This is a genomic window from Micromonospora tulbaghiae (genome assembly GCF_900091605.1).
Taxonomy (GTDB): Bacteria; Actinomycetota; Actinomycetes; order Mycobacteriales; family Micromonosporaceae; genus Micromonospora; species Micromonospora tulbaghiae.
This window is the reverse complement of record NZ_FMCQ01000009.1, coordinates 200,905-213,892: the sequence shown is the minus strand read 5'-3', so window position 1 is coordinate 213,892 and position 12,988 is coordinate 200,905. Positions and strand designations below refer to the sequence as shown.

General features: G+C 68.5%; 16 protein-coding genes. 13 read left to right on the top strand and 3 right to left on the bottom strand.

The genetic code is table 11. The annotated features are described in order from the left end of the window. Nucleotides 1-205: 205 nt before the first annotated feature. Nucleotides 206-628, bottom strand: a complete 423-nt coding sequence (locus tag GA0070562_RS31090; protein WP_175438860.1) for a GntR family transcriptional regulator — start codon at nt 626-628, stop codon at nt 206-208. Nucleotides 629-1,301: 673 nt separating this feature from the next. Between GA0070562_RS31090 and GA0070562_RS24565 the strand changes: the two genes are divergently transcribed. From GA0070562_RS24565 to GA0070562_RS24550, 4 genes are all read left to right on the top strand, one after another. Beyond that, nucleotides 1,302-1,514, top strand: coding sequence for a hypothetical protein (locus GA0070562_RS24565; protein ID WP_091426458.1), 213 nt, complete (start codon nt 1,302-1,304; stop codon nt 1,512-1,514). 10 nt (nt 1,515-1,524) lie between these two features. After that, nucleotides 1,525-1,848: a precorrin-4 C11-methyltransferase gene (locus GA0070562_RS24560; RefSeq protein ID WP_254663861.1), complete on the top strand. Its 324-nt coding sequence runs from the start codon at nt 1,525-1,527 to the stop codon at nt 1,846-1,848. Nucleotides 1,849-1,997: 149 nt separating this feature from the next. After that, nucleotides 1,998-2,819, top strand: a complete 822-nt coding sequence (locus GA0070562_RS24555) for a GntR family transcriptional regulator (protein WP_091426454.1) — start codon at nt 1,998-2,000, stop codon at nt 2,817-2,819. Then, nucleotides 2,807-3,583, top strand: a complete 777-nt coding sequence (locus GA0070562_RS24550) for a glycosyltransferase family 2 protein (RefSeq protein WP_254663860.1) — start codon at nt 2,807-2,809, stop codon at nt 3,581-3,583. Before GA0070562_RS24555 ends, GA0070562_RS24550 begins: the two co-directional genes overlap by 13 nt. Here GA0070562_RS24550 and GA0070562_RS24545 read toward each other — a convergent pair. Next, nucleotides 3,567-4,013, bottom strand: coding sequence for a hypothetical protein (locus GA0070562_RS24545; RefSeq protein WP_091426453.1), 447 nt, complete (start codon nt 4,011-4,013; stop codon nt 3,567-3,569). The genes GA0070562_RS24550 and GA0070562_RS24545 overlap by 17 nt on opposite strands. A gap of 471 nt (nt 4,014-4,484) precedes the next feature. Between GA0070562_RS24545 and GA0070562_RS24540 the strand changes: the two genes are divergently transcribed. The 8 genes from GA0070562_RS24540 to GA0070562_RS24505 all read left to right on the top strand — a co-directional run bounded on the left by GA0070562_RS24540 (nt 4,485) and on the right by GA0070562_RS24505 (nt 11,154). After that, the gene (locus GA0070562_RS24540; protein ID WP_091426451.1) at nt 4,485-4,880 is read left to right on the top strand and encodes a transcriptional regulator; all 396 of its coding nucleotides are present in this window, start codon (nt 4,485-4,487) and stop codon (nt 4,878-4,880) included. 274 nt (nt 4,881-5,154) lie between these two features. Then, the gene (locus GA0070562_RS24535; protein ID WP_175438859.1) at nt 5,155-6,771 is read left to right on the top strand and encodes an FtsK/SpoIIIE domain-containing protein; all 1,617 of its coding nucleotides are present in this window, start codon (nt 5,155-5,157) and stop codon (nt 6,769-6,771) included. After that, entirely contained in the window at nt 6,768-7,022 is a 255-nt protein-coding gene (locus tag GA0070562_RS24530) for a hypothetical protein (protein ID WP_091426450.1), read from the top strand. The genes GA0070562_RS24535 and GA0070562_RS24530 overlap by 4 nt, the downstream gene beginning before the upstream one ends. Nucleotides 7,023-7,027: 5 nt before the next feature. Further along, the gene (locus GA0070562_RS24525) at nt 7,028-7,219 is read left to right on the top strand and encodes a hypothetical protein (protein WP_091426448.1); all 192 of its coding nucleotides are present in this window, start codon (nt 7,028-7,030) and stop codon (nt 7,217-7,219) included. Further along, a complete protein-coding gene (locus GA0070562_RS24520; protein WP_091426446.1) occupies nt 7,216-7,776 on the top strand; it encodes a DUF2637 domain-containing protein in 561 nt (186 codons plus the stop codon). The genes GA0070562_RS24525 and GA0070562_RS24520 overlap by 4 nt, the downstream gene beginning before the upstream one ends. After that, entirely contained in the window at nt 7,773-9,539 is a 1,767-nt protein-coding gene (locus GA0070562_RS24515; RefSeq protein WP_091426444.1) for a replication initiator, read from the top strand. Before GA0070562_RS24520 ends, GA0070562_RS24515 begins: the two co-directional genes overlap by 4 nt. 17 nt (nt 9,540-9,556) lie before the next feature. Next, the gene (locus GA0070562_RS24510) at nt 9,557-9,721 is read left to right on the top strand and encodes a helix-turn-helix transcriptional regulator (protein ID WP_181518402.1); all 165 of its coding nucleotides are present in this window, start codon (nt 9,557-9,559) and stop codon (nt 9,719-9,721) included. Beyond that, nucleotides 9,718-11,154 (top strand): tyrosine-type recombinase/integrase, encoded by a 1,437-nt coding sequence (locus GA0070562_RS24505; RefSeq protein WP_091426442.1) that lies wholly within the window; start codon nt 9,718-9,720, stop codon nt 11,152-11,154. Before GA0070562_RS24510 ends, GA0070562_RS24505 begins: the two co-directional genes overlap by 4 nt. 8 nt (nt 11,155-11,162) lie before the next feature. On the opposite strand, the gene GA0070562_RS24500 is transcribed toward GA0070562_RS24505, so the two are convergent. After that, on the bottom strand, nt 11,163-12,110 hold the full coding sequence (locus GA0070562_RS24500) for a pentapeptide repeat-containing protein (protein WP_091426440.1): 948 nt from the start codon (nt 12,108-12,110) through the stop codon (nt 11,163-11,165). Nucleotides 12,111-12,569: 459 nt separating this feature from the next. On the opposite strand from GA0070562_RS24500, the gene GA0070562_RS24495 reads away from it, so the two are divergent. After that, the gene (locus GA0070562_RS24495) at nt 12,570-12,929 is read left to right on the top strand and encodes a hypothetical protein (protein ID WP_091426438.1); all 360 of its coding nucleotides are present in this window, start codon (nt 12,570-12,572) and stop codon (nt 12,927-12,929) included. Nucleotides 12,930-12,988 lie beyond the last annotated feature (59 nt).

The window sequence follows — 12,988 nt, the reverse complement described above, 5'->3', positions numbered from 1 at the left end:
AAGCTACTGAATTAGCCACGCAGGAGCGAGGAACGTGACGCCCTTGCGACAGCGCTTAACCGACTGCGAGGTCTAGCTAGCGGCTCTGTGTCTCACGTTCGTACCCGCCCGGCCACGCAGGGCCATCGCCCAGCGATGCGTAGGCGGCGGCGCGTGCGTCCGGCATGCGAGCCGTCGTGAAGAGGTATCGAAGGTACGCAAAGGCCTACTGGTTGGGTCCAGGTAGTCGATAGACCCTGACGACGGCTCCGACGGCTCCATTGGTCAGAGTGACGGTTTGTTGTTCAACCAGGGCTGTACCCACTGCTACAGCGAACAGCGCTGCAAGCTCCGGATCCGCCGCTACCTGGCGCTCTCGCGTCTTAACCTCAGAGCGTTCGCCTGGTCTGCCCTCGGGGCGACATGGGTTCACGTATGTGCCGCGGCCGTGTTCGGTCGCGACCAAGCGCTCATCCCGCAAGATGGCGATGGCCTGGCGGATTGTTCCGCGACTTGCCTGAAACTCGGCGGTAAGCGCGCTCTCCGCAGGTAAGAGACTCCCTGACGGGATGGCACCGCTCTCGATGCGCCGCCTCAGCTCGTCGGCGATGACGCGGTAGCGGGGCTGGCCGTAGTGCGGGGTGGGCACCCGCTCACGGTACCTGGCACTTGTCTTACCAAGTGACAACCAAGTGATCCGTTTCGACGTATAGACAACACGTCCACTTGTAGGTACGTTTCCCGGTGTGCGGCGAGGGTGACGGCTCGTATCAGGGGTGGTGCCGTGCCGGCCCTGGCCGCACCTGATGCGCGGCGTCCTGTCGGACCGGTTGCGGTAGCCGCGCGGACAAGTTGGCTCGGCGATACCCGACCCGTCTGTGTCGGACGGTGCGCCGTGCCTTCATCCGGGCCGGTGGCCGGCTGCATTCCCCCGTGGCTGGCCACCGGTCCCCGCCTACCTGTGGAGGTGCGATGTCCGGCTCTCATCGTCGGCGCGGTTGGTTCTCGACTTGGTGGTCCTGGAGGCGCCCGCCGGCTGTGGCCACCGACAGCAACGTCTCGCCGATGCGGCGCGCGCCGACCAATGCCGTGCCGACGTACTGGTGGGGTGTGGGACCGACTCGGGAGTTGCCTACGCTGCGGTACGCGCCGTTGATGACGCTGGCGCAGTCCTACCGGGGCAATGGTGGGCGGTGGCCGCGATGAGGCGGACGAACAAGCCGACCGAGATCACGGGTCACCCGGGCTGGTGCGCGCCGGATCGCTGCGGCCATTTAGTGCCTCCGTTGATGGCGCACATGGCTCGGCGTCACCGAGGACCGATGTTCCGGGTCGGTGACGTCCGATCGAGCGGAGGCGTCGTCACCTACCTCATCGGTGCTGACGCCCTGGCGCCGTTGGTCGCTGTGCACTCGACGTGCCGGGCGGGGAACGGCTGGGCAGAGTTGTCGCTGTCCCAGGTGGCCGAACTGGTCGAGCATCTGCGCAGTCTGTTGAAGCAGGTCGGCGACGACCGGGGAGCCGGCGATGAGTGAGGGCCGGCCCATGACCGACAGCGCCGCGCCGTCGGTCCCGTCGGTCGTATGCCCGGGATGGTGCCGGGGCTGCGGACCGAGCGACCCGATGCACCGCGGCTTCATCGCCACTATTGGCCGGGAGCGAACCGGCTGGGTCAGCCTTCAGCTGCTCATCGACCGCTTCGCGCGTCGCGATCTGGCCGTCAAGCTCGACGCGACCCGCTACGGCGCGACGCAAACCGTGCTCCTCTCGGCGGCGCAGCTCGACCGGCTAATCGACGAGCTGACGCGCGCCCGTGAGGTGATGCGAGCACCGGTCAGTCAGTGCGATCGGACGGGGAAGGCGCGATGAACTCCGGCAGCCGTCGGGGCGTAGCCGTTCCTCGTACTCCTGGCTTACGTCGTGGGCAACCGCCGCGAGCAGCGGTAGCGGTCCCTCCGGTTCCTGAGCGGCCCGCCGGCGGGACCACCTGGCAGACGTTGGAACGTCTAGGGGGTACGGTGACCGGTGTGCATGGCCGGGACTGGCGCCCTCGATACCTGCAACTCGCGGAGGAGTTGCGGGTAAAGATCATGAGCGGAGAGATGGCTCCGGGCACCCTGATGCCGAGCGAAACGGAGTTGGCCGAGTCGTCCGGCCTCTCCCGTACCAGCGTCCGCAATGCCATCCGGCAGCTCCGGGAATGGGGCCTGGTCCGGGCCGAGCAGGGTCGCGGCACCTACGTCCGGGCACCTCGGCAGCGGGTACGCCGTCGCAACAGCGAGCGGTACCAGTGGGAGAAGGACCGGGTCCTACTCGACGAGGCCGAGCGGTTGAAGACCGGCGCCACCGAGCACGACACCGGCCTGACCGTCGACGACCTAAAGTTCCACGCCGAGTACTCCCGGGTGGAGGCGGATGCGGAGATGGCTGCGGCCTTGCAGGTCGAGCCGGGTACGCCGCTGCTGCGCCGTGTCTACTGGACCTCTTCCCGCCACGAGAGCGCACCGCTGACCGTGTCGTACTCCTACCTGCCGTACGACCTGGTGGCCGCGAACCCGGACCTGCTCGACGAGAGCAAGGAACCGTGGCCCGGCGGCACGCAGCACCAGCTCTACACGCTCGGCATCGAGCTGGACCGGATCGACGACGAGATCCGCGCGCGTCCGCCGTCCCCGGACGAGGCCGAACTGCTGGACATCGACCCGGGCGTCTCCGTGCTCACCGTGCGGAAGACCTCCGTCGACACCACAGGGCGGGTCGTCGAGGTTGCCGACGTGGTGATGCCGGGTGACCGGACGGAGCTTGTCTACTCCCACAAGCTCCAGCGGTGGAAGACTTGACGCAGCTCGTCTCGGTCATCACTCCGGTCCACGCGCCCAGCATCGAGCACCTTGCTGGCGCCTATGAGTCGTTGGCCAAGCAGGAAATGCCGGCCGGGTGGGACTGGCAATGGCTCGTCCAAGAGGACGGGCAGACCGGCGCCCTGGTTGACGTGCTGTCCGACGATCCCCGGATCAGTCTCGGCACCGGCCGTCCCGGTGGGCCTGGCGTCGCCCGTACCCTCGCCCTTTCCCGGGTCTCCGGTGACCTCATCAAGGTCCTGGACGCTGACGACCAGTTGACACCCGGCGCGCTCGCCCGAGACATCGCTGCGTTCGACGCGCACCCGCACATCGGCTGGACCACCTCGCGGGTACTCGACCTGCTGCCCGACGGATCGACCGCCGGATGGGACAAGGACCCAGATGGCGGAGTCGTCGACCGCGGTGAGGTCCTGTCGTTCTGGCAAGCCAACGACTACCGCGCATCAGTGCACCCGGCGACTCTGTGCCTGCGGCGGGATCTCGTCTTCGCCCTGGGCGGCTGGATGGCGCTCCCCGCGTCCGAGGACACGGGCCTGCTGCTCGCTGCCAGCGCCGTCAGCGCCGGCTACTTCACCCGGGAGTACGGCCTGCTCTACCGCAAATGGCCCGGTCAGGTGACCAGCCAGGCCGCGCATCGCGAACCGGCCGAGTATCAGGCTCGGATGAGGATCATCGAGGCCAGAGCCAACACCCTGGCCTCGATGCTGCCGAACGGTTTACCGCTCACTCCTCTGGCGTAGCCTCGTGCCCCGGCATGCCGTGGGTACGCCGCCGCTCCTTCATTTCCGCCTCGTAGATGTGCCGCCGGCCGCCGGCTAGCTTTTCCCGGGCATCCCGCTCGATCTCCTGGAACGCCGCGTAGTAGCCGTCGTCGAACTCCTCCACGATCTGGAACGTCCAACGGCCGGGCAGCAGGTTGCGCCCCAACAGCTCGTGCTCTACTCGGTCGGCCGTTCCGTCGTGCCCGGCTTCACGGAGTAGCTTCACCACCCGGTCGAGGGTGAGATCCGCGCCGCCCACTAGTTGGTGCGCCGAGTACAGGTGGCCCCGTACGCGGTGGACCGTCTCTAACGCCTTGCTGAGTTCGCCTAGAGCTTCGACGGTCGTGTCATCCATGCCGGTTGGGCGTAACCGGCTCTCTCGCATGTCTTTCTCCATGCTCGCATCCATAGCGCCATAGCTACCCGGCGGCAAAGGCAATAACCCGCTGTTTTGGCGGCAGCTTAGTGCAGTGCGGGCCACAGGCTGATCACTAGAAGCAGGACGTATACGACGACGACGACGCGCACATTGAGCGAAAAGCTAACCGAGAGCACGGACCTCTCCATCCTGGTGATTCGTCGCCACTTGCGACTTCCAGAAAGTACAACCCAAGGGCGATTGGCGCAAGGATTAATTTTAAGTCTCCGTCACATGGTATTGCACTTATGACGTATGTACCCCCCATTCGTTACCGGCTCGCGTAAATGCAATACACGTCGGCTTGCATTTATGCGGCTGCGGTTCTGGCGGGGCAAATAGTAAATAGGGGGTGATACTGGTCATGGATGTCCCGGCCTTAGGTTGTTGACTTGTCTGCCAAGTGCCGTCTACGTTGGAGTCTCGACTTGGCAGACATGCCAACAACTTGGAGGTTGGGCGATGGCTCTGCGTGGCGGTACGAGGTTCGCCGTGCGTTGTGAGGACGTGTTCCCGGCGGGATGCGCCCTGGTCCCCGAGTCCCTCGGTGAGGTCGAGGACTACGACGAGAAGACCGGCCGGCGTAGCCCGGCGAAGGACAAGCTGACCGGCCAGCGGGTGTGGCAGGTCCGCGTGATGGACCTGGACCCGGAGCTTGGCAAGCGCTCCCGGGAGACGACGGTCAAGATCTCCGCCGACTACCAGCCGGTCCCGCCGACGGGCGCACCGTTCGAGGCGGTGGAGTTCGAGGGCATGACGGTCACGCCGTACGTGACCAACAACAACCGGATGGCGTACTCGCTGCGGGCGACCGGTATGCGCGCTCCGGCGGGCGTGACCAAGAAGGCGGCGGCGTAGCCGCATCAGGTGGGGGCGGGGCTGTCAGGTCTTGGCGGACGGCAGCCCCGCCCTCTGTCTCTTCCCCCTGCTCTGTCGAGAGAGGTAGTGACGTGTCCAAGCGTAGGCGTTCGCCTGCCCCGGCTCAGCCTCGGTGCGGCGTGTGTCAGTCCCGGCTCGACGCGGCCGGCGGTGCGGCTGACCGCTGCCCGCTCTGCGTCGGGCAGCTCGCTCTTCCCTTCCCTCCGGTCCGGGATACGTCGGGTCGGTTCGTGTCACTGCGGGGTGCGCGATGATGCGCCGGCCGCGTGGCGAGGTGGTGTTGACGACCGCCGGGGATCTAGTGGTGGTCCGGCCAAAGCGGTTCGTCCTGCCGATGTGGGCGGTCGTGCTCGGCCTGGTGCTGCGCTGGCTCGCCCGGGGCTGCTGGTGGTGCCTGCGCCACCCGGTCATCGTCGGCCTGGTCGTGCTCGCCGTGGTCCTCTACGCCGACTACGGCTGGGCGGGCCTGGTCGTGCCGCTGGTCCTGGCGTCTGCGGTGTCGGCCCTTTGGCGGTGGCGGGACGAAGCGTCGTGGTGGCGGTGGTGCGCCGGGCCGCTGCTCGGCCGGTTCCGTCATGTCTTCGTGTACCGGCGAGCGTGGCACGAGGCCATGACCCTCTGCGGCCTGGCCGAGACGTACGACCGCCGCGCCGTCCTGCCCGAGCTGCTGCGCGTGCGTTCAGATCAGGCCCTCGATGTGCTGACCATCCGCATGGTCCGCGGGCAGACCCCGGCCGACTTCCAACGGGTCACAGCGAACCTCGCGTACGCCTTCGGTCGGCGGCACGCCCGGGTCTACTCCGAGCGGCCCGACGACCCGACGACCCGTACCGGCTACTGGGCGCTGCTGCTGGGGTGGGTGGACCGGGTGCGGTTCCGGGACCGGCCGACTGTGGTCTACCTGGTCCTCGTCCGCACCGACGCCCTGCGGCCGGTGGTGGCGCCGTTTGACGCCCCGGCCGTACCGGACCTCACCGCTCTGCCGCTGGCGCGGCGGGAAGACCTGGGCACCTGGTCCCTGCACCTGCTCGCCACACATGTCCTCATCGGCGGGGCCACCCGGTCTGGCAAGGGCTCGGTGCTCTGGTCGCTGGTTCGCTCGCTGGCCGGCGGCATCACCTCGGGCCTGGTCCGGCTCTGGGTGATCGACCCAAAGGGCGGGATGGAGTTCGCCATGGGCCGGCCGCTGTTCGCCCGGTTCGCCTGCAAGTCGTTCGAGGCCATGGCCGACCTCCTTGACGAGGCCGTGACGGTCATGCGGGAGAGGCAAACCCGCCTCGCCGGCAGGGTCCGCGTGCACACCCCGACCGAGGCTGACCCCCTGGTCGTGGTCGTCATCGACGAGATGGCTGCGCTGACCGCGTACCTGCAAGACATCGAGCTGCGCAAGCGCATCGCCGGCTCGCTCGGGCTGCTGCTGTCCCAGGGTGCCGGCGTCGGAGTCCTGGTGGTCGCCGCGTTGCAGGACCCCCGCAAGGAGGTGCTGCCGTTCCGGGACCTGTTCCCGACCCGCATCGCGCTCGGCCTGACCGAGGCCGCTCAGGTTGACCTGGTGCTGGGCGACGGTGCCCGCAACCGGGGCGCCCTGGCCGACCAGATGCCCCGATGGGCAAAGGGCGTCGGGTACGTGATCCTCGACGGCACCCCGGAACCGATGCGGGTCCGCTTCTCGTACGTCACCGACGACCACATCCGCGACCTCGCCCGCGAATACCCGGCTCCGGCCGACGCTGCGGACATCCTCGCCCAGGTCGGCCGCGAGTCGACACCGGAACCGGTCCGGCCGGCCCTGCCCCGGCAGCGTCGCGGGCCGCTGCTGCCGGACGCGCTGCGCAACATCCTCGACGCCGACGGGGGTGAGTCGCGGTGACCGCCCCGACCTTCTACCGGCTCCGCGCACCGAACCCGGACGGCGCGAGCAGCACGGCGGTATCCGTCCGTGTCGACCCCGACCGGCCCGACCCGTACCCGGTCTATCTCGCCGTCGGCGGCGGCCGGCGCCGCATGCACCTGACTCCCGACGAGGCGTGGGCGCTGTGGCGCTGCCTCTCCGAAGCGGTCGCCTCCCTCGGCGACCCACCCGACCACATCCGTACTCGCGTCACCCCGGACCGGAGGTAGCCCCGATGTCCCTCAAGCGCTTCTTCCTCGGCACACACCGCGTCAAGCCGCTGAACATCGACCTGGACGGCTCCCCGGACCGGCTCGCCGCCGCGCTGCATGGCCTGGCGCACATGGTCCGCCGCCGGGACGACCTCGACGGGCAGCGCATCCGCATCACCGTCACCATCCGCATCCCGGAGGGCGACTTCGAATGATCCGCCACCGAGCCGAGTCCGGCGTCCGGGTGCTGATCCTGCTCGCCATCGGGATCATGGCCGGCGCCGCCGCGTTCACCCACGTCCACGATCTGACCGTGGCCCACGGCCAGCCCGACTGGATCGGCTGGGCCAACGCCGTGGCGGTCGAGCTGATGGCGATCTACCTCGGCCTGGAGCTACGCGCCCGCCGTCGCGCGGGTCGCCCGGTCGGCCTTGTCGGCGTGCTCCTGGTCGCGTTCGCCCTGCTCTCCCTCGCCGCCCAGGTCGCGGAAGCCGAACCGTCCGTGTGGGGCTGGATCGTGGCCGCCGTGCCGTCGCTGGCGTTCCTCGCCCTGGTCAAGGTCGTTCTGTCGAGCGCACCCGCCCCGGCACCGGAACCGGACCAACCGCCGGTCGACTGGACCTACGAGGTCCCGGAGCAGGTCGTCACCGAGCCCGAGCCCCAGCAGCCGACCGCGCCCGCCCCGGCGGTACGCCCGGCGCCGGCCACGGTGCTGCCTCCGCTCGGCGTCGTCCAGCCCAACCGACCCCAGGTCGTCGGGATCATCCGATGACCGCTCCCACCCTGCCCGGCCTCGCTCCCGCCGCCCCGACCCCGGTTGCTCCTCGCCCGGGGTCGCGGGCGGCCCGCATGGCGTTGCCCCGCTCGGTCGAGGTGCTCAAGGAGATCGCCGCCGAGTACGGCGTCTGTGTGCGCCCCCTGGCCATGCGCCGCACCGACCTCGACACCGGCCTGACCGAGGTCATCGACCTGCCCTGCGGCGCGACCCGGGAAGACAAGTGCGCGCCCTGCGCAAAGAAGAACCGCCGGCTGCGCCAAGCCCAGATCCGTGAGGGCTGGCACCGCGACGACGAACCACTACCCGGCCCGGAACCTGCGACCGAGGCGCAGAAGTCCTTGATCCTGTTCCGCGCACACCTGGAGTTCTCCCGCGACGAGGCCGTACGCGGCGCCCAGTGGGACCAGGTGACCGACCTCGACGAGGCGATCCGCGAGGTAGAGGAAGCTATCGCTGCCGAGGGCCTGCGCGGTCGCGTCGGGCCACCTCACGCCACCGACGACGAGGACTCCGACGACGAATCCGGCCGCCGGCGCAAGCGTTCCACCAGGCGACGTCAGGACGCCCCCGAGCTACCTCGGCGCAAGGTCGAGCGGCGCACCGTCGGCAAGACCTACACCGCTTCGGACGGCGCGACGTTCCGGCCGTCGATGTGGCTCACGCTCACCCTCGACTCATACGGCCCGGTCCGCCCCGACGGCACCCCACTCAATCCCGACCGATACGACTACCGTCGCGCCGCCTGGGACGCCGTCCACTTCCCCCGGCTGCTCGACCGGTTCTGGCAGAACCTGCGCCGCTGCGAGGGCTGGAACGTCCAGTACGCCGGCTGCGTCGAGCCGCAACGTCGACTCGCCCCACACGCCCACTTCGCCATCCGGGGCACCATCCCCCGGGACGTCCTGCGCACCGTCGCGGCGGCGACCTATCACCAGGTGTGGTGGCCGGCGGTCGACGTCCAGCGCTACACCCTCGACCGGCTACCCGTCTGGGAGGAGCAGGCAGCCGCGTGGGTCGACCCCGACACCCGGGAGCCGCTGACCACCTGGACGGAAGCCCTCGACGCCATCGACGACGACTCGGACGCCGAGCCCGTGCACGTCGTCCGCTTCGGCGCCCAGGTCGACGCCCGCGGCGTCATGCCCGGCACTGGGGACGCCGAACGGACCATCCGGTACGTCACGAAATACATCACCAAGCACACCGGCGACGTCCACAAGGCGACCACCGACCGGCAACGCAAGCACCTCGACCGGCTCTGGCAGCAACTCCAGCTCACCCCCTGCACCGAGCGATGCGCCAACTGGCTGCTCTACGGCGTCCAGCCCAAGAAGGCACACGCCAAGCTCAAGCCCGGCCGCTGCAAGGGCAAGGTCCACCAGCGCGACACCCTCGGCATCGGTGGCCGGCGCATCCTCATCTCCCGCGACTGGTCCGGCAAGACCCTCGCCGACCACAAGCACGACGTACGGGCCTGGGTGCGGGCACTGCTCGGTGCCCCCACCGACAGCGCCACGGCCGGGCAGCTCGTCGACGACCAGGACGCCACCGCCGAACGGGTCCGGCACGCCTGGGAACTCGCCCGACCCGACGACCCCGACGTGGGACCGCTGGCCCACCGGCTCATGCGCTCCATCAGCGAACGCGCCCGCTGGCGGTCCGAACTGCTCGCCGCCAAGGACCGGGCCGCGCAGGGGTCCACAGATCTTTCGGCAACTCAGCACAGCGCACAGCACGACGGGGAGGGGACGCAGTGAACGAGGAGTTGTTGACCGTGCCGGAAGTGCTCGCCGAACTGCGGGTACCGCGCTCGACCTGGTTCTACTGGCGGCAGACCGGCAAGGGACCACGGGTCATCAAGCTCCCAAACGGGCAGCTTCGAGTCCGCCGGTCGGCGCTCGGTCGGTGGCTCGGCGACCTGGAGCAGGACGCCGCGTGAAGAGCTACGAGGTCCAGATCTGGGAGATCGGCAAGCGCGCTGACCGGAAGGCTCGGCCATGGCGGGTCCGCTGGGCGGTGAGCGGCCAACGCTTTGAGGAGATGTTCCGTACCAAAGCCCTGGCGCACTCGTTCCGCGCCGAGCTGGTCCAGGCGGCCAACGCGGGGGAGCCCTTCGACCCGGCCACCGGCCGCCCGGTCTCCGAGGCCAGAACCAAGAACCCCACCACCTGGTACGCGCACAGCCGCGCGTACGTCGAGATGAAGTGGCCCCGGGCGGCGGCCAAGACCCGGCGGTCGATCGTCGAGGCGCTGACCTCGATCACGGTGACCCTGACCCGCCCGGCCAAGCGGGGCAGACCGGCTGACGCCCTGCTCCGCGAGGCGCTGTACCTCTACGGCCTCAACCCGCGCCGCTGGTCCGATGAGATCCCCACCGAGCACGCGGCAGCCCTCGCCTGGCTGGAAACCGCGTCCCTGCCGGTCGTCGAGCTGGACTCACCCGCGATGGTCCGCCGAGTCCTCGACAGCCTCTGCGTACGCCTCGACGGCAAGCCCGCGGCTGCCTCCACCGTTCAGCGGAAGCGGGCCACCTTTTACAACGTGCTCGGGTACGCCGTCGAGCTGGAGCTGATCGACTCCAACCCGGTCGACAAGGTCCAGTGGACCGCCCCCGAGGTCGCCCAGTCCATCGACCGGCGGGTGGTGGCGAACCCGGCCCAGGTCGCCACGCTGCTGGAGGCGGTGAAATCTCTCGGCAAACGCGCGGACAAGGTCACCGCGTTCTTCGGCTGCCTCTACTACGCGGGCATGCGGCCCTCGGAAGCTGCGGATCTCCGGCGAGAGGACTGCGATCTTTCGGGCCGGTGCGCCGACTGCGGGGCCGACTTCGACGACCTGGCGGCGGTCAAGCCTTCCCGGTCCTGCGACCACGAGAAGATCGAATACCGCTGGGGCCGCCTGGTGCTCGCCGGCACCTCACCGCGCGCTGGCTCCCACTGGACCGACCACGGCGGCTCCCACGAGCGGCGCGGACTGAAGCACCGAGGGAGGGCTGAGACTCGGACGGTTCCGATCCCGCCCCGGCTGGTCGAGCTGCTGTGCGCGCACGTCGACAATCACGGGGTCGCGCCGGACGGTCGGTTCTTCCGGGGCCTGCACGGTGGGCCGCTCTCCGAGTCCGTCTACGACCGGTGGTGGAAGCTCGCCCGCGAGAAGGCGCTGACCGAATCGCAGGTTGCCTCGCCGCTCGTCCGCCGACCCTACGACCTGCGGCACGCGGCGGCCTCGCTCTGGCTGAACGCTGGTGTTCCGCCGACCGAGGTCGCCCGGCGCCTGGGTCACGGGGTCGCTGTCCTGCTCCGCGTCTACGCCAACTGCATCGACGGGGGAGACGACACCATGAACGACCGCATCGGTGGGGCGCTCGGTTGAGCCAAAGGTTAACTGAACCGACAGAACTCCAGCTCTAGGTCGTTAAGAGGTGCCGGTCGAGTGATTCCACCCGGTAGACGAGTCAGATCGTCTACCTTGGCGCAACGGACACCGTCCTTCGTGAGATTCACTGCACCTCGCAGGTCCGCGCCAGTCAAATCTGCCATCGCCAGCGCCGCGCCAAGCATGTCGGCGCCTCTCAAATCGGCGCCTCGAAGATCCGCCCAAGTGAGATCGGTGGCATGCATCTTGGCGTACCTGAGATCGGCACCGACCAGGAAGGCTTTGCTCAGATTGGCGACGCTGACAGTTGAGCCGTACAGGTTCGCCCTTCCCATGAAAGCACCCTTGAGCTGCGTCTTACTCATGAAGGCACCGCGGAGATCAGCGTTGTCGAGGTTTGCACCGTCTAGCTGGGAATCGGCGAGGTTAGCCCCGCCCAAGTTCGTGCCAGCGAGGTTCAGGCCGTGGGGTAAGTAATCATGATCTCGGTTGCGACGACCAAGAACTGTCAGTGCAGCCTGAATGTCAACGGACGTCGTGGGGACTCTGAAATTTTGTGGGCTTGCGGTTGGCGCGATGGGATTTGCCGCAGACGCAGGGGCATGCACCCTAATGAAGGCGGCCACAACCTCTACAACCGCTGGTTGGTCGATGGCGGAGTCGCGCATTATGCGTTCGAGGGAGTAGAGCGCCCCAAGTCGTACATCGATCTTGTCTGCGCCTGCTTGTCCGAGTTGATCAATGGCTTGAGCGAACCGGTCTGCGATCTGTCCTGCTGCCGCGAGGTCCTGCTGTCGGCGGGTGGCCTCCTGCTGGTGCCGGTTGGCTGCGTTGGTGATGAATAAGCCGACGCCGAGGACGATCACCGAGAGGATGCTGCCGATGGCGAGCAGGCGCTGCCAGGGATCGGGTTTCAGCTCAAGAGGTGCGACCGACGCAAGTTCGAGTCGCAAGGACTGTCCTTGGTTGGCAAGCCTTCGGTGGGTAACCCCGGTCGTCGGGCGGTTGGGAGTCCTTGCCCTGCGGGAGGTCGGGCTGGCGGGGCGGACGCTGCCAGCGCGCCAGCCGCTGTGGGCAGCAAGGAAGCGGTCTCTGATCGATGGCACGCCCTCTATTGGACGCCACGCGCTCAAGTTCCGGCGTCAGGCGCGGAGGCTTGTCGTGGGCGGATCGTGGGCGGTCCGCTGATCAGATGGCTCTCAGGATGGAGAAGGCGCAGGTCAGGGGTCAGATGAGGAGCACGACCGCAGACGCTCTGTAAATCCGTCGCGAAAGCTTCAGAGGTTCGAATCCTCTACCCGCCACCAGGTGCAAGAACGGCCCCGTGAGCTGCGAAAAGCGCTCCGGGGCCATTCTCGTTCAGGCCGTGCGGTGCGCGTCGGCCCTGCCGAGATGCGCCGTTGAGCTGAGCCATGTTCGAAGCGGGCAGCCGCATGCGCGGTCAGGCGCCTCCCCCGGCCGTCGTCTTCGAGGCGCTGACCGAGCCCGACCGCGATCCGGCCCGCCCGTGGCTGCGGTTGCTCGACGACGAACAGCGGCCGCAGATCCTGCGCCGCGAACGCCCGACCCTGGTCGTCTGGTCATCGCTGTGGCCGAAGCGGCCCGACGCGCAGGTGCGCTTCGATCTCGCGTCCGACGGGCATCAAGGCACCCTGCTCCGGTGGACGCTGCTGCTCGCTGAGCCGCTACCCGATCCCTCGCTGCTCGGGCACCTGCGTAAGCGGCTGAACGAGCTGATCAATGCGAATCTGCGGTACACCTTCGGCCAGTAGTCACGCCGCCGCTCCGCCGGGCCGCGTCCACCGGCGGACGGGCCGGTAGATCGATACTG